Raw genomic sequence first — 15678 nt, 5'->3', positions numbered from 1 at the left:
ATGAAAATGATGATGAATACTGTTTTAGCAGCTACATTAATGGGTTCAATTGGGACTGCCGCAGTTGCGAGTAGTGAAACTGCGGTGAATCAGGCTGCATTTGCTAAAACGACTACAGTTAAGCAAGCGTTGACCATGAAAGATGACAGCAAGGTTCAGCTGAAAGGTTATGTGGTGAAAGCTGTCGGTGATGAAAAATACCAGTTCCGTGACAATACCGGCACCATTACTGTCGAAATTGATGATGAACTTTGGCAGGGTAAACCAGTATCAGCTAAAACACCTATGGTAATCATTGGTGAAGTGGACATTGACTATAAACCTGCGAAACGTGTTGAAATTGATGTCGACCAAGTTCAGTTTTAATTTCAGCATGATTTCCTGAACTGAATCTGAAGACAGCAACAAAAAACCACATGCAAGTTACCAAAAAGCATGTGGTTTTTTTGAGTCTGGAACTTTTTCAAGGCAAGATAGAAAGATAAAACAAGCGGAGCATAACATGCGTATTCTTTTGGCAGAGGATGATGAATCTCAGGCGGAAAGTATTCAAACCTGGCTGGAAATGGACGGTTATGTGATTGATCGGGTTGATCGTGGGGATCATGCGATTCTGGCGATTGAACAGCATCAGTATGACTGTATTTTGCTGGACCGTGGCCTGCCGAATGCAACCGGAGACGACATTCTTAAAAGCTTGCGTAATAAACAGAAAGATACGCCCGTTATATTTATTACCGCCAAGGACAGTATTCATGACCGGGTTGCAGGACTCGATCTAGGGGCCAATGATTATCTGGTAAAACCCTTTAGTCTGGAAGAACTTTCCGCTCGCGTGCGTGCCCAGCTCAGACAAAAACAGCAAATGCCACATCATATCCTGCAATGGCAGGATCTTAGTCTGGACACTCAAGCCAAGACTGTAATGAAGGCGGGGCAGAGCATTAATCTGACTGCAAAAGAATTCCAGATTTTATATAAGCTGATGCAAAAACCAGAACATATCATTACCCGAGAACAGTTGGAAGAATCACTCTATGCCTGGGGAGATGAAATCGAAAGCAATGCGATTGAAGTCTTTATTTATCAGCTACGTAAAAAAATCGGCAGTCAGATGATTAAAACCATTCGTGGCTTGGGCTACCGGATGCATAAACCCGAGGCCTCCATATGAAGGCACCTATTTCCCTGCAAAGTCGGCTGATTCAACATGCCATGTTCAGTTCCATACTGGCAGGATTTCTGGCGTGGCTGCTGTTGTTGGGAATTTCCAGTTATCAGGCGATTGATCTGCATGATGACCTAATGGAAGAAATTTCAGAGTTACTTCTGGGAGATGTGAACCAGGCCAAAAATACGCAGGTCGATGAAATCAGTGAGCAGTTTGATATTCAATATGCCTTACTACTGAATCAGCAGGTACTGACCACTTCAATTGATGATGAACTGATTAATGAGATACCAGTTGCACAGAAAAACGGGTTTCACTTTGATTATGAAAATGGCCATTTTATTCGCATCCTGATTGCTGAAGATCAAGACTTGAAAGTGAAAGTGGTACAACCGCTTTCAGTACGCTTTGATGAGCTTTGGCAAACGACTTTAGGTTTCGCCGGGATTTTATTTATCCTATGGATATTACAGTGGCTGATTTTACGTTTTGCCATTAAGCGGCAATTAAGACCTTTAAATAAAATTTCCCGAGAAATCGGTTCTAAATCTGCACAGGATCTCACTCCGGTTCAAAGTCCTGATCCTGAGATTAATGAATTGCAACCGATTGTCCGTCAGCTGAATGCCATGTTGAGCCGTTTAGAAAAATCATTGGCTGCCGAGCAACGTTTTACTGCCGACGCTTCACATGAGTTGCGTTCCCCATTGTCTGCCATTCAGATGCGTTTACAGGTGCTGAAACGTAAATATCAGGAAGATGCCCAACTTGGGCAAGCGTTACAGATGATTCAGAATGACGTCAACCGCGGAACGCAGATTCTGGAAAACTTATTGCTATTGGCTCGGCTTGATCCAGAACATGCAGAGCAGCTGCCCAAACAACAGGTTAATCTTAAAGTATTGGTTCATGAGGTCTTACAAGCTTTACAACCTTTTGCTCAGGAAAAAGAGATTCACTGGAACTTAAAACTTGAAGATGCAGTGATTGAAGCAAATGCAGAGCTGATTTTTAGCTGTATCCGCAATCTGGTTGATAATGCCATTCGTTATACGCCTGTGCAGGGACAGGTCGAAATCAGGACGATAGTTGAAAGTCAGAATCCACAACTCATGATTGAAAACTCTGGAGAGGGGATTCAGGCCGACGTATTGCAACGTTTAGGTGAGCGTTTTTACCGAGCCTTGGGTACGCGAACACAAGGTTCAGGTTTGGGACTGTCCATTTGTCAAAAGATTATGCAGTTACATACGGCCAAGATTGATTATGCGCCGTCAGTTTTGGGTGGACTTAAAGTTTCATTAATTTTTCAATCTAAATAATATAGTTATTGGATCTAGCAATTAAAAAAGCAGTATGCGCTGATTCATACTGCCTGTTCCCACGTTTATTATTTTTGGAGTATTTAAATTACTTAGTCAGGATGAGACGATTGTTACGAGTCAAACGTAGACGGTATTCTTCACCCGCATGCATGATCCGGATTTCTCGTCCTAGCGCAAATAAATTGTTCGAATGCAACATCGGTAGCGCATGCTGAGTATCATTATTACGGGTAAATAGGCTAAATGGTGCGTTCATTCCGTCGACTCCGTGGTGTGTTTTGGATTGATTTAAATGATAATCATTATCGAATAGATCTGTCAACGAATAATTGCTTCATTTATAAAAAACTCTAATTTGCTTACAATCTGTAAAACTTCAATGGTTCAGAACATTATGTCCAAAGCCACAATTCATGTCGCAATCGCTATTTTATTTCATCAAAATCAGGTTCTGGTCGGTTGGCGTGAAGCCAAACAGCATCAGGGCAATAAATATGAGTTTCCAGGCGGAAAAGTAGAACAGGGCGAATTGCCTGTAGAGGCATGTCGACGTGAAGTGATTGAAGAAGTCGGAATTGATATTGAGCAATGGCATACCTTTGATTTTATTTCGCATGAATATGAAGATGTCATCGTCAATCTGCATATTTTCCATGCTTCGGTTCAGCCAGAACAATTAGCTGAGATCAAGCAGCCTTGGCGCTGCTATAGCCGGGATGAACTCAGTGAGCTGAACTTTCCTAAAGCCAATCAGGCCATGATTCAAAAGCTACAATGGCCGCGGAAGATCAAAATTTCTGACGACTTAAGTCACCTGAATAATCTGGAAAAAGACCAGATGCTATATTGGCGAGTAATGGCCAGCCCTGAATACATCAGCCAGTTACAGCAGATTCCAGTCGATCAGTTATCCAGATTGATCATCAATCAGAGACTTTGGTCACAACTGAATGAATTGCAGCAGCAAACCATTCGTACCATTCACCTGAAACAGTCTCAATTGATGCAACTACAAAAAGGGGAGTTAGCTGGTGGCTATCGTTATCTTGCAGCCTGTCATGATCTGAAAGCATTAAAACATGCAGAAAATATAGGCTGTGAAGCAGCTTTACTCAGCCCGGTACTGGCAACAGAAACACATCCTGATACCGCAGCTTTAGGTTGGGAAAAATTTAAACAGATGGCTAAACAGGTACAGATTCCTGTATTTGCCTTAGGTGGTATGAAGGCTGAAGATCTAGACTATGCTCAAAACCAGCATGCTTATGGGATTGCAGGGATCCGTTATGTTTAAGTCAAAAACTTATTATAAATAACTGGGCTCACGCCAGGGCCTTAAAATTTCTTTAAGGCCTGCTGAGCTTGCTGAATGGCTTTGGTGTTTTTTTGCAGTTGAGCTGCTTTCAGGCGTACCTGCCAGAGCTGCTTTTTCATTGCATTAGTCTGCGCATAGCTCAAACCACGTAGGGCAAAAGCATCTGCACGGGCCGGCTGGTTTTTACGGTTTGCGATCAAGCCAAGATACAGATAAGTTTCTGAAGCTTGAGGCGCCAAACGCTGAGCCTGTACGGCAGAAGTTTCAGCTTGATTATATTGCTGCTTGCTATAAGCCTGCTGAGTTTGCTGCATCAATTTTTTAAATGCAGGTAAGTTACGTCCGTCATCAAATTTTTGTGACTGGGGCTTTTGCTCAGGGATCACAATTTTTTGACGTTTAATCTCTGGTCGATCATAGGGTGTAATCACTACACCATCAGGTGTAGAGGACTTCGGTTTTTGCTGAACCGGAGGTTTGGACGGAGCCGCAGGCTGTTCTGGTTCCGACATGCTTTGGCAGCCCACCAGACCGAGGATGAGCAGACCAGGAATCAATTTTCTTAACATAAACATAGGCTCAATTATTGGCTATAACTTCCACTCGCGATAATACGGGTTTGTTTAGCAACTTCGCGTTCTATTTCTGTTTCACTTTCTTGTATATAACGACTGAGATCATCTTCTTCCTCATCTTCTGGTGAAGGTTCTGAATCAATCGTATAAGGCTCGGTGGCGTAATGTGAGATGCCACAAGCAGTCGCCTGATTTGGTAGAGCATGGCGTGAAATCGGAATATACATGGCACCATCACAGCCTTGGGCAGTCAGTTTACCTGTATAACGGTCCAGCCAGTGCCATTCAATTTCATTAGGCTGAGCCAGATTCACCGGCTTCTGACGTAGCTGTTTCATGACATTGGTCCAGACCGGAAGGGCACCTGAAGAACCGGTTAATCCAGTGACTTTGTTGTCATCCAGACCTAACCAGACCACTGTCATATAGTTGCCAGAATAACCTGCAAACCATGAATCACGGGTATCGTTTGTCGTACCCGATTTACCCGCCAGATTCAGGTTACGTGGCAAACTGTTATAAGCAGAACGACCAGTACCACTCGACATGACCTGTTGTAAACCATAATTCAGAGCATAGGCTGATGCTGGATCAATCGTCGGCTGAACACTTAAGCTGTAACGTTCAAGCGAGTGGCCATTCGCATCGACTACAGAACGAATCGATTTCACCGGATATTTAAAGCCACCTGTTGCGAAGTTGCCGTAAATATTCATCACTTCCATCGGTGACATATCTACCGCACCTAAATAAATAGATGGATAATTTGGTATGTCAGAAGTCACACCAAATTTTTTCAAATGGTTAATAAAGGTCGACAGGCCAAATTCCTGTGCCAAACGCACCGCAGACAGGTTATAGGATTGTGATAGGGCAAGAGACATCGGTACTACACCATGTACACTACCGCTATAGTTTTTCGGAGTCCATGGTTTGCCATCACTTTGAATGGTGATCTGACTGTCTTCAATTGGACTGGCCCAGTGGTAACGATTTGATTCTAGCGCTGTCAGATAAATCACCGGTTTGAGTAAAGATCCAACCTGACGTTTGGCATCTAAAGCACGGTTAAAACCGGTAAAGTCCTGAGTAGAGCCTACTGCTGCAACCAGTTCGCCATTCTCAGGGTGTGCGACCAGAACAGCGCCTTGCAAATCTTTTAGACGGCCTGGATTGGCTTTGCTTAAACGGGCTACACTTTTCTTAAAGCTGTCTTGAATTCGGGTTTGTGCCAATGGATCTAAGGTGGTGAAAATACGCAGACCCTGGTTGGTTAAATCAGTTTCCTGATATTCGGTACGCAATTGACGGCGAACAATGTCCAGAAAATCCGGGAAGCGGGCAGGGCCCAAAGTTGGCTTGGAAATGACGTTCAGCGGACGGGCAGTTTCTGTTTCATACTGATCTTGGGTCAGATTACCCATTACCAGCATATTATTCAGAACCACATCACGACGTTTTTTCGCAAGTTCGGGATTACGCCATGGGTTATACAGGCTTGGACCTTGAACCAGACCGACTAAAAAGGCCTGTTGAGAAATATTCAGTTCACGTAACGGGAGGCCAAAATAAAATTGTGAAGCCAGACCATAACCATTTACAGAATAGTTGCCGTTCTGGCCCAGATTCACTTCATTTAAATAGGCTTCCAGAATCTCATCTTTGCCATAATGCAATTCAATCAGCATCGCCATAAAGGCTTCATTTACCTTACGCTTTAAGGTACGTTCTGGTGTTAAGTAGAAATTCTTGACCAGCTGCTGGGTGAGGGTTGAACCACCTTGACGCTTACCACCAGTAATATTGCTCACCACTGCACGTGCAATCCCGCGTGGAGATACGCCATGGTGATTGTAGAAATTGCGGTCTTCAGTAGCAATTAAAGCATCAATTAACGGTTTAGGCACTTTATTGAGCTTAATTAGCACACGGTCTTCATTATGCTGTGGATAAATACCGCCAATCAATAAAGGTTCCAGACGGGCAATCCCGCTAGAAGAGGGCTTGGTCGCACTTACTTCAGCAATCTGATCGCCATTAAAGCTGACTTTCAATACCTGTTCAGGTTCAACGCGATCGCCAAAATCAAAGCCACGGGTATGCACATACATGGTATTGCCAGTGCTGACAAAGCTGCCCGATTTGGTATAGCTGTCTGAACCTTTATAACCCAGTAATTTTAATTCTTGTTGGAAATCCTGCTGGCTGACAGGGGCATTTACATACACTTCCATCGGGCGTGCGAAAACCTTGGCCGGAATATCCCAGCGTTGGCCTTCAAATTTTTCACGTACAATATTATCTAATTTAATCAAATAGATACTAAATGCTACAAATGCAGAAATGACTAGAATGGAGAAGATTAAGGCAATGAACCCCATACCTCGTTCAGATTTCATAAATGACGATAAGACCCTGTGAAATTGTGCTAATCATGCGAAGCTTTTCATTATTTTGCAATATTTAATCAATTATTGAGATTAAAATTAAAATTAAACTTCACATTTTCTCCTTAATTTCAATCTATTTCAATTCAATCCTGCACAGCTTTGTCATGTTATAAATTGTCATCCTATTTAAGCTTAATGTTATGATAAGCAAGATTCGAAGCGGAGCGACGACACTGGTGCAAATTTCCCACAAGACATTTCGAAATATCGGGTTGATTGGACGCCCGGATAAATCTTCAGTGGTTGAAACCTTATGCCTGATCCACGATCATCTGCTCAATTTAGGTCTACATCCTGTTTTTGATGCAGATACAGCTGAACTGGTTCCTTATCAGAATACCCAAACAGTTAGCCGCGCCTTGTTGGGCGAAGTGGTTGATCTGGTGATTGTGGTAGGTGGGGATGGTTCACTGTTACATGCAGCGCGGGCATTGGTAAAATACAATACGCCAGTGATCGGGGTGAACCGTGGTCGTTTGGGCTTCCTGACCGATATCAAGCCAACCGAAGTCATCTTCAAACTGGATCAGGTATTAAAAGGTGATTTTCAGGCAGAACGCCGTTTCTTATTGGAAATGGAAGTTCGCTCTAAAGGTGAAATCATCTATGACGCGATTGCTTTGAATGATGTGGTCTTGCACTCAGGTAAATCGGTACACATGATTGATTTCGAGCTGAATATTGATGGACAATATGTCTATCGCCAGCATAGTGATGGCCTGATTGTATCTACACCGACCGGTTCAACAGCCTATGCACTGTCCGGTGGTGGACCGATTGTGCATCCAAGTATGGATGCAATTGTGCTGGTGCCGATGCATCCGCATACCTTGTCTTCACGTCCGATTGTGGTCGGAGGGCATAGTGAAATTAAACTAATGATTCGTGAAAATCGCGTACTGCCGATGGTGAGTGCGGATGGACAACACAGTGTGTCTTTGAATGTTGGCGATAGCGTCCATATTCGTAAGCATCCCTTTAAACTGAATCTTCTGCATCCGCCAGGTTATGACTTCTATAATGCATGTCGAACCAAACTGGGCTGGAATCAGGACTTCGACTATCTTAAGCAGGATTAAATATGAATATTGAACAAATGCTTGCCGTACTCAATCCTGAGATTGTAGAACGCTTAAGAACAGCCATTGAAATTGGCAAGTGGCCGAATGGTGTGGCACTGACCCAGGAGCAGCGTCAGACCTGTATGCAGGCTGTCTATGCCTGGGAAATGAAAAACCTGCCAGAAACCGAACGTAGTGGTTATATCGATCGTGGCACTAAAGAAGAAGGTGAACAGTGTGATGATGATCATCACAAAAATGAGCCGGAATTCAAGCCAATCCGTTTCGTTTAATCGAAACCGAAAAAAAGACCACAAATGTGGTCTTTTTTAATGTCTGTTTTTTTGGCTTGATCAAACTGAAAGGCGGCTATTCCAGAGCCCTCTGGCTTTTTGCATCGCTACTTCATAGCTGTCACATTTGCCCATGGTATACAGTGCAATGCCCATAGTTTCGACAACTGCGATCTCACCATATTCATGTGAGCGTTGACCTTCCCATACTTGTTTAAATACAGCCAGATCCAGCTCTTCTTCAATCGGACTACGGTTGTCGGTCAGTTTTGGTAATTCGTGCTCATAAAGTTCGCCATTCTTAATCCCGCAGATTAAAGTTTTGGCATCCGGGTTACGTTCAAATTCGCCACCTTCACCTTTAATGACTGCACTATTTTGATAACCTAACTTATAAGCGGACTGCTGATGTGAACTACGATAAGCAGGGTGGAAAATAGCCTGTAAAGTCGCTTTGGCATTAAATGGATTAATCAGACGTGCCAGCGTATGAATCGGGGAGCGTAGACCCATAACATTACGTAGCCCGATCAGCTCAGCCAGAATTGGAGAGATCACCTCCAGAGGCAGGTAAGCAAAATGTTTGTCTTTAAGCTGCTGTTCCACGTCAGCATCATTCTGGCAGATTGGATAGCCTAAGTAGTTAAGTACCTGTTCGGTATAGACCCGATTCAAGGTATGACCTGAAGCACCATGCATCACGATATTATAGCCATGCTTGGCAAGGGTAAGCGCAGCCAGAATGAACCAAGGATAATGTTTGCGTTTGCCTGCATAAGAGGACCAGTCCAGATCAACATCCAGTGCCTTAAAATTCAGCTGGTCCCGGGTCGCCTGCACAAAGCCTGCGAGTTCATCAACAGATTCTTCCTTGACACGTAATAGCATCAGAAAAGCGCCCAGTTGTACGTTCAGCACCTCATTTTTCAGGATCATGCTAAAAGCCTGATAGGCTTCTTCATAGCTTAAAGAACGTGCACCATTTTTTCCCTTGCCAATAATACGAATAAACTGGGCAAAAGGATGTTCGGCATCTTTATAAATATTTCGCTTTGTGGTCATGGGCATAGATCAATCATGTTCATCAAGTATTGGCATATTTTACGCTGATATTGGTATTTCACCTTCTTATTTTGCAGAATTATTATAGTTTTATAAGACTATAGTCTAAGAGGTATTGTTTAGTATTTAGGCAAATTTAACATTTCGGGTTAAACAAAAGTCTAAAAAACGGTTAAAATTTCACGCAATTCTTGTGTTTGCTTTATCTCCTGATCAATGCACTGATTTTTCTTAAGGATCAGTGTTCCTGTGATTGTTAAATGTACATACACATTCTAATTTCAGTATCAGATTAATTTTTTGATACATAGGCACTTTTTTGTTTCAGACAATGAAGTATTGGACGCTTGTTTTTTAAAAATAAGTGAAAACTGAATATTGCTTCTGGTTAGAAGTATATCGTGAAGTAAGGTTATGGCTAAAAAACCAATTTATAAGTCGCTTTATTTTCAAGTGATTGTAGCCATTATTGCGGGTATCCTCGTCGGACATTTCTCGCCAAGTGGTACACAAATCATTAATGGTGCAGAACAATATGTTCCAGGTTTGGGCGAACAACTGAAGCCGCTGGGTGATGCATTTATCCGTTTAATTAAAATGATCATCGCACCTGTGATTTTCTGTACCGTGGTTAGTGGGATCGCAGGCATGGAGAGTATGAAATCAGTTGGTAAAACTGGTGGTGTCGCTCTACTTTACTTCGAAATCGTGTCAACGATAGCGCTGATCATTGGTCTTCTGGTAATTAATATTGCCAAGCCAGGCGTTGGGATGAATGTTGATCCGGCATCGCTGGACACGGCCGGGATTTCTAAATATGTAGAGTCGGGTGCTTCTCAGTCTACCGTTGATTTCTTTATGAATATCATTCCAAATACGGTGGTTGGAGCATTTGCTGAAGGCGAAATCCTGCAAGTCCTTTTATTTGCGATCCTGTTCGGTTTTGCATTACACAAACTGGGTGCACAAGGTAAGCCAGTCCTCAAACTGGTAGATCAGATTTCACATGTGTTCTTTAACATCGTGAACATGATCATGAAACTTGCGCCTATTGGTGCATTTGGTGCGATGGCTTTCACGATCGGTAAATATGGGATCGGTTCTCTGGCGCAATTGGCCCAGTTGATCATCTGCTTCTATATCACCTGTTTGCTGTTCATCTTTATTGTGCTGGGTTCAATTGCTCGTTTTACCGGCTTTAGCATTGTCAAGATGATTCGCCTGATTCGTGAAGAGCTGTTGATTGTACTGGGTACTTCATCGTCTGAATCTGTATTGCCACGTATGCTGAAAAAACTTGAGCTTGCAGGTGCTGAAAAGTCAGTGGTAGGTTTGGTCATTCCAACAGGTTATTCATTCAACCTGGATGGTACTTCGATTTACCTGACAATGGCGGCAATCTTCATTGCACAGGCGACCAATACGCAACTTGATTTGTCTCACCAGATTACCTTGCTTCTCGTATTGCTCATTTCTTCTAAAGGTGCAGCGGGTGTAACTGGTTCAGGCTTTATCGTGATGGCAGCAACCTTAGCGGCTGTAGGTAATATTCCGGTTGCAGGTCTGGCCTTGATTCTCGGTATTGACCGCTTCATGTCTGAAGCTCGTGCCTTGACCAATCTAGTCGGTAACTCTTTGGCAACTCTGGTTGTAGCAAAATGGGTCGGTCAGTTAGACATGGACAAGCTGAACTATGCATTAGCAAATCCGGCTGAAATTGATGAAAAAATGGCGCAGGAAGGCAACAACGCTCATTAAATTCGAGTTCGTCTTGTAGGTCATAAAAAGGAAGCTTCGGCTTCCTTTTTATTTTTATCTGACTGTGAAGTTAGCGAAAAAATAAGTCAGGCACATGACAGCCTTTCTAAAAATAGTTAGCCTGTGCACAGGAAATAAAACGATAAACACGATAAGGATAAAAGAATGCTGGCTTACGATGCTGACCTGGAACTTTTCCGCGACAATTTCAAACGCTTTATGAATGAACACGTAGCGCCTTACTATGAAGAGTGGGAGCGTGAAGGCATGATGCCGCGTTCAGTCTGGAATGCGATGGGTGAAAATGGCTTCTTATGTGTCGATGTTCCGGAAGAATATGGTGGCTACGGTGTTCCGACCCACTATTCCCTGATGTTAATCGAAGAGTCGGCAAGAGCAGGCTATAGCGCAATTTCAACTGGTCTGTCTTGCCATTCGGATATCGCAGCGCCGTATATCCTGCATATTGGTACTGAAGAACAGAAAAAATACTGGTTACCGAAAATGGTGTCTGGTGAAGTGGTCGGTGCGATTGGCATGACTGAGCCGGGTGCTGGTTCTGATCTGCAAGCCATGCGAACCAATGCCATCTTGCAGGATGACCATTATTTATTGAATGGTTCTAAAACTTTTATCTCCAATGGTCAGCATGCTGACTTAGTCGTATTAGCCGTGAAAACCGATCCGCAAGCACGCGCCAAAGGTGTGTCTTTGATGCTGGTGGATACGCATCTGGAAGGCTTTAAAAAAGGTAAGAATCTGGACAAGATTGGTCTGCATTCACAGGATACTTCAGAGCTGTTCTTCGATAATGTCAAAGTACCGAAAGATCAGTTGCTGGGTCAGCTAGGTCAGGGCTTTGTATATCTAATGCAGGAACTCCCACGTGAACGTACCGCTATTGCTGCTACTGCACTGGGCGCCATTCGTGGCTCGATTGATCTAACGACTCAATATGTCAAAGAGCGTCAGGCCTTTGGTCAGGCGATTGGTCAGTTCCAGAATACCCGTTTTGTACTGGCACAGGCCAAGATTGACGAGCTGGCAACAGCAGCTTTCTATAACCAGAATGTTGAGTTGTATATGCAAGGCAAGCTGGATGTTGAAACTGCAGCAGCGCTAAAGAGCTTCTCGACAGATATGCAGATGAAAGTTGCTGACAATCTGCTTCAGCTCTTTGGTGGTTATGGCTATATGACTGAATACCCGATTTCGCGTTTCTTTGTTGATGCCCGCATTCAACGGATCTATGGCGGTACCAATGAAATCATGAAAGAAATTGTCGCTCGCGGTCTGCTTGGACGTTAAAACTTAACAGATAAAAAAAAGAGTCCGAAATGGACTCTTTTTTTATGGAAAGAATATTCTTGAAATCTAGATATTTTATTATTTTAAGATTTTAATACATCCAGACATTCATGAATAAAAATTGGCAAATCATTGGGTACTCGAGATGAAATCAGCTGATTATTGTCATTGACTAGTTCGACATCATAATACGTCGCACCTGCATGTTGTACTCGAGGTGCATGCGCACGGATACTGGTAATGATGCGGTTCTTTAAAACATCAGCTTCACTGAGTAATAAAGATGCGTCGCAAAGACTGAAGATGGTCTTTTTGGTCTCATTAAAAGCCTGAATGAAATGTAAGACTCGCGTATCGTTGGCGAGGGATACAGGCGATTCACCGCCCGGAATGAGTAGGCCATCAAAATCATCAATACTGATATGATCAATTCCCCAATCAATCGTTACACTCGACTGACCATGTAATCCATGTACGACTTTTCCGGCATGTAGTTCAATATTACAGACACTATGCTCTGCAGCGAGTAAGGCCGCAACAGGCTCAGTATATTCAAGATCTTCAAAATTATTCGTTACAAGTACCGCTATTCTTTTTGGCATTATAGGCACCCCCAATATAGTTTTAAATTAGACTAGCGATTTAAGGTTTAAAAAACGTCTCTGCTTTGTAACCAAATAGTGATTTAGTGTAAAAAATCAAATTAAATCAAAGGAAAATGATTAAAAAAACAGTTTTCTATGTGCATTTTATTGTGAACTGTCACTCAGATTTTAAGTAGTCAAACTAGAAGTATCGAGATGGCTTTATTTTTATTTTCTTATGCTTAAAATCGTTATGTAGATTAAGAAATAGTGATATTTCATCTTGATAGAAATCAGTTAAGATGAGCGGGCAAAGTTTACAATTTGATAATGTAAAACATGCGAAAATGCTGAAAGAAATGTTACCAGATGTGACTAAAGCGATGAACGGTTAAAATCAACTCCCTGTTTTTAAGAATTAATCTACTAAAGTTATATTGTGTAACATTTGCAGCGCACTAATTGTTATACTGCACAGATAAGGTTTATGAAGGGCGACATCACGATGATCAACGACGATCAAAACACAACGGCTTCTTTAGACTTGGCTAAAATTCGTGAAGATATCGATTCAGTTGATCAACAAATCCAGCAATTGATTAACCGTCGTGCACGTTTGGCTGAGGCTGTAGCAAAAGCAAAATTCGCATCTGAAGAAAATCCGCTGTTTTACCGTCCGGAACGTGAAGCACAGGTTTTGCGCAATGTTATGGAGCGCAATGAAGGACCATTGTCAGATACGACGATGGCACGTCTGTTCCGCGAGATCATGTCGGCTTGTTTGGCGCTTGAAGCACCGCAAAGTATTGCATTCTTGGGACCTGCTGGTACCTACACACACTCAGCAGTATTGAAACATTTTGGTCATGATGCTGTAGTTCGTCCATTACCCACCATTGATGAAGTGTTCCGTGAAGTAGAAGCGGGCAGTGCACATTATGGTCTGGTACCGGTTGAAAACTCCTCTGAAGGGGTAGTGAACCACACTTTAGACTGTTTCAAGACTTCGCATCTGAATGTGATTGGCGAAGTAGAATTACCCATTCATCATCAGTTCCTGATCTCTGAAAATACCCGTAAAGACAGTATTAAACAGATCTATGCACATCAGCAAACTCTGGCTCAGTGCCGTAAATGGCTGGATGCTCATTATCCAGGTGTAGAACGTGTGGCACTCAGTTCAAATGCTGAAGCTGCGCGCCGTATTCAGAATGAATGGCATTCTGCTGCGATTGCTTCTGAAATTGCTGCGAATATTTATAATCTTGAGATTATGCACAGCAATATTGAGGACAATCCAGAAAACACTACACGCTTCCTGGTAATTGGCCGTGAAAAAGTGCCACAAAGTGGTAATGATAAAACTTCATTACTGGTTTCTGCACATGACCGTGCCGGTGCATTGCTAGAGATTCTGGCTCCATTTGCCAAACACAACATTAGTCTAACCAGTATTGAAACTCGACCTGCACTTCCTGAAAAATGGGCTTATGTATTCTTTATCGATCTTGAAGGTCATATTGAGCAGGAAAATGTTAAAGCTGCGATCGAAGAAATTCGTCCGCTTGTGAAAGAAGTCCGCGTGCTTGGTTCATATCCTGCAGCTGTTTTATAAAAGCAGCCTTTCGTGGTTAGTGCGAGGGTGCTAACCACTGGTTCATCTGTAAATCGGAAGTATAAAATGTCGTTTGTCCCAGCCAATGAAGGCATCTCTAAATTAAAGCCATATCAACCAGGTAAACCGATCAATGAGCTTGAGCGTGAGTTGGGCATCACTGATATCGTAAAACTGGCTTCAAATGAAAACCCGCTGGGCTGTTCAGATAAAGTCAAAGAAGCAGTCGCTGCAGAACTGGCAGAAATTGGTCGTTATCCAGATGGTGGTGGTTTTATCCTGAAAGACCAGATCAAAGCACAATTTGGTTTTAATCATGACCAGATTACTTTGGGCAACGGTTCAAACGACTTACTGGAAATGTTTGCCCGCGCATTCGTTTCTTCAAGCGATTCTGTGATTTACAGCCAGCATGCATTTGCAGTATATGCTCTGGTAACTCAAGCGATCCATGCTGAAGCGATTGAAGTACCAGCAAAAGGCTTCTCGCATGATCTTGAGGCGATGGCGGCTGCAATTAAAGACAACACCAAGCTGATCTTTATTGCGAACCCAAACAACCCGACAGGCACCTGGTTTGAAGAAGCTGAATTTGAAGCATTCATGCAGAAAGTGCCAGCGAATGTCATCGTGGTACTGGACGAAGCTTATGTGGAATATTTCCCGGAAAACTTCAACAGCCTGAAATTCCTGAAGCAGTATCCTAATCTGATTGTCAGCCGTACTTTGTCTAAGTGTTATGGTCTGGCTGCACTGCGTGTTGGTTTTGCATTGGCATCGGTTGAAGTAACTGACTATTTAAATCGTATCCGTCAGCCATTCAACGTGAACCATTTAGCCATGGTTGCTGCAGTTGCTGCACTGAAAGATGAAGCCTTCATCGAGAAATCTCGTGAAGTGAATAAAGCAGGTATGGCACAGCTTGAAGCTGGCTTCAAAGCTTTGGGCCTGAACTATGTACCTTCACGCGCGAATTTCATCTTGGTCGATGTACAGGCTGATCCAGCAGAAACATTTAACAAGTTGTTGAAAGAAGGTGTGATCGTGCGTCCAGTGGGTATTCCAAACCACTTGCGCGTATCGATTGGTACTGAAGCTGAAAATGCCAAATTCCTTGCTGCATTAGGCAAAGTGCTTGGCTTAGAGGCGAAAGCTTAAGTT

At 42.9% G+C, this 15678-nt stretch carries 15 protein-coding genes; 10 read left to right on the top strand and 5 right to left on the bottom strand.

The window, feature by feature from the left end; all coding sequences use genetic code 11:
* The 3 genes from B3143_RS08550 (at window position 1) to B3143_RS08540 (ending at window position 2493) form a co-directional block, all read left to right on the top strand.
* A complete protein-coding gene (locus B3143_RS08550; RefSeq protein WP_004784252.1) occupies window positions 1-366 on the top strand; it encodes a NirD/YgiW/YdeI family stress tolerance protein in 366 nt (121 codons plus the stop codon).
* Window positions 367-502: 136 nt separating this feature from the next.
* Entirely contained in the window at window positions 503-1174 is a 672-nt protein-coding gene (locus tag B3143_RS08545) for a response regulator transcription factor (protein ID WP_104425906.1), read from the top strand.
* Window positions 1171-2493, top strand: a complete 1323-nt coding sequence (locus B3143_RS08540) for a sensor histidine kinase (protein WP_004784249.1) — start codon at window positions 1171-1173, stop codon at window positions 2491-2493. Before B3143_RS08545 ends, B3143_RS08540 begins: the two co-directional genes overlap by 4 nt.
* A gap of 88 nt (window positions 2494-2581) precedes the next feature.
* Here B3143_RS08540 and hemP read toward each other — a convergent pair whose 3' ends face one another.
* Window positions 2582-2752, bottom strand: coding sequence for a hemin uptake protein HemP (hemP, locus tag B3143_RS08535; protein ID WP_004784247.1), 171 nt, complete (start codon window positions 2750-2752; stop codon window positions 2582-2584).
* Window positions 2753-2890: 138 nt separating this feature from the next.
* Here hemP and B3143_RS08530 point away from each other — a divergent pair, with 138 nt between their 5' ends.
* Window positions 2891-3790, top strand: coding sequence for an NUDIX domain-containing protein (locus B3143_RS08530; protein ID WP_286716054.1), 900 nt, complete (start codon window positions 2891-2893; stop codon window positions 3788-3790).
* A 41-nt stretch (window positions 3791-3831) separates the two neighbouring features.
* On the opposite strand, the gene B3143_RS08525 is transcribed toward B3143_RS08530, so the two are convergent.
* Both B3143_RS08525 and mrcB read right to left on the bottom strand, forming a co-directional pair.
* Entirely contained in the window at window positions 3832-4380 is a 549-nt protein-coding gene (locus B3143_RS08525) for a hypothetical protein (protein WP_004784244.1), read from the bottom strand.
* A gap of 14 nt (window positions 4381-4394) precedes the next feature.
* Window positions 4395-6785, bottom strand: a complete 2391-nt coding sequence (gene mrcB / locus B3143_RS08520) for a penicillin-binding protein 1B (protein ID WP_004784242.1) — start codon at window positions 6783-6785, stop codon at window positions 4395-4397.
* A 191-nt stretch (window positions 6786-6976) separates the two neighbouring features.
* On the opposite strand from mrcB, the gene B3143_RS08515 reads away from it, so the two are divergent.
* On the top strand, window positions 6977-7915 hold the full coding sequence (locus B3143_RS08515) for an NAD(+) kinase (protein ID WP_004784240.1): 939 nt from the start codon (window positions 6977-6979) through the stop codon (window positions 7913-7915).
* 2 nt (window positions 7916-7917) lie between these two features.
* Entirely contained in the window at window positions 7918-8190 is a 273-nt protein-coding gene (locus tag B3143_RS08510) for a YeaC family protein (RefSeq protein WP_004784238.1), read from the top strand.
* 60 nt (window positions 8191-8250) lie between these two features.
* On the opposite strand, the gene B3143_RS08505 is transcribed toward B3143_RS08510, so the two are convergent.
* Window positions 8251-9252, bottom strand: coding sequence for a glycosyl transferase family protein (locus B3143_RS08505; RefSeq protein ID WP_004784237.1), 1002 nt, complete (start codon window positions 9250-9252; stop codon window positions 8251-8253).
* Window positions 9253-9666: 414 nt separating this feature from the next.
* Between B3143_RS08505 and B3143_RS08500 the strand changes: the two genes are divergently transcribed.
* Together B3143_RS08500 and B3143_RS08495 are read left to right on the top strand one after the other, a co-directional pair.
* Window positions 9667-11010: a dicarboxylate/amino acid:cation symporter gene (locus B3143_RS08500; protein WP_004784235.1), complete on the top strand. Its 1344-nt coding sequence runs from the start codon at window positions 9667-9669 to the stop codon at window positions 11008-11010.
* A 165-nt stretch (window positions 11011-11175) separates the two neighbouring features.
* The gene (locus B3143_RS08495) at window positions 11176-12318 is read left to right on the top strand and encodes an acyl-CoA dehydrogenase family protein (protein ID WP_004784233.1); all 1143 of its coding nucleotides are present in this window, start codon (window positions 11176-11178) and stop codon (window positions 12316-12318) included.
* A gap of 83 nt (window positions 12319-12401) precedes the next feature.
* Here B3143_RS08495 and B3143_RS08490 read toward each other — a convergent pair whose 3' ends face one another.
* Complete coding sequence (locus B3143_RS08490; protein WP_004784232.1) at window positions 12402-12920, bottom strand: DJ-1/PfpI family protein; 519 nt, start codon at window positions 12918-12920, stop codon at window positions 12402-12404.
* Between the two features lie 487 nt (window positions 12921-13407).
* Here B3143_RS08490 and pheA point away from each other — a divergent pair, with 487 nt between their 5' ends.
* Complete coding sequence (pheA, locus tag B3143_RS08485) at window positions 13408-14517, top strand: prephenate dehydratase (protein WP_004784230.1); 1110 nt, start codon at window positions 13408-13410, stop codon at window positions 14515-14517.
* A gap of 66 nt (window positions 14518-14583) precedes the next feature.
* Window positions 14584-15675, top strand: coding sequence for a histidinol-phosphate transaminase (gene hisC / locus B3143_RS08480; protein WP_004784227.1), 1092 nt, complete (start codon window positions 14584-14586; stop codon window positions 15673-15675).
* The last annotated feature ends 3 nt before the right edge of the window (window positions 15676-15678 follow it).

Source organism: Acinetobacter sp. UBA1496, assembly GCF_002324975.1.
Lineage (GTDB): Bacteria > Pseudomonadota > Gammaproteobacteria > Pseudomonadales > Moraxellaceae > Acinetobacter > Acinetobacter variabilis.
The sequence above is the reverse complement of the archived record's forward strand: the minus strand, read 5'-3'. Positions and strand labels throughout refer to the sequence as shown.

What these genes read in the sequence shown, in the direction of transcription:
- pheA (WP_004784230.1), top strand. Translation starts at nt 13,408, where the DNA reads ATGATCAACGACGATCAAAACACAACGGCTTCTTTAGACTTGGCTAAA.
- B3143_RS08545 (WP_104425906.1), top strand. Translation starts at nt 503, where the DNA reads ATGCGTATTCTTTTGGCAGAGGATGATGAATCTCAGGCGGAAAGTATT.
- B3143_RS08505 (WP_004784237.1), bottom strand. Translation starts at nt 9,252, where the DNA reads ATGACCACAAAGCGAAATATTTATAAAGATGCCGAACATCCTTTTGCC.
- hisC (WP_004784227.1), top strand. Translation starts at nt 14,584, where the DNA reads ATGTCGTTTGTCCCAGCCAATGAAGGCATCTCTAAATTAAAGCCATAT.
- B3143_RS08495 (WP_004784233.1), top strand. Translation starts at nt 11,176, where the DNA reads ATGCTGGCTTACGATGCTGACCTGGAACTTTTCCGCGACAATTTCAAA.
- B3143_RS08530 (WP_286716054.1), top strand. Translation starts at nt 2,891, where the DNA reads ATGTCCAAAGCCACAATTCATGTCGCAATCGCTATTTTATTTCATCAA.
- B3143_RS08515 (WP_004784240.1), top strand. Translation starts at nt 6,977, where the DNA reads ATGATAAGCAAGATTCGAAGCGGAGCGACGACACTGGTGCAAATTTCC.
- B3143_RS08500 (WP_004784235.1), top strand. Translation starts at nt 9,667, where the DNA reads ATGGCTAAAAAACCAATTTATAAGTCGCTTTATTTTCAAGTGATTGTA.
- B3143_RS08490 (WP_004784232.1), bottom strand. Translation starts at nt 12,920, where the DNA reads ATGCCAAAAAGAATAGCGGTACTTGTAACGAATAATTTTGAAGATCTT.
- B3143_RS08510 (WP_004784238.1), top strand. Translation starts at nt 7,918, where the DNA reads ATGAATATTGAACAAATGCTTGCCGTACTCAATCCTGAGATTGTAGAA.
- B3143_RS08550 (WP_004784252.1), top strand. Translation starts at nt 1, where the DNA reads ATGAAAATGATGATGAATACTGTTTTAGCAGCTACATTAATGGGTTCA.
- hemP (WP_004784247.1), bottom strand. Translation starts at nt 2,752, where the DNA reads ATGAACGCACCATTTAGCCTATTTACCCGTAATAATGATACTCAGCAT.
- B3143_RS08540 (WP_004784249.1), top strand. Translation starts at nt 1,171, where the DNA reads ATGAAGGCACCTATTTCCCTGCAAAGTCGGCTGATTCAACATGCCATG.
- mrcB (WP_004784242.1), bottom strand. Translation starts at nt 6,785, where the DNA reads ATGAAATCTGAACGAGGTATGGGGTTCATTGCCTTAATCTTCTCCATT.
- B3143_RS08525 (WP_004784244.1), bottom strand. Translation starts at nt 4,380, where the DNA reads ATGTTAAGAAAATTGATTCCTGGTCTGCTCATCCTCGGTCTGGTGGGC.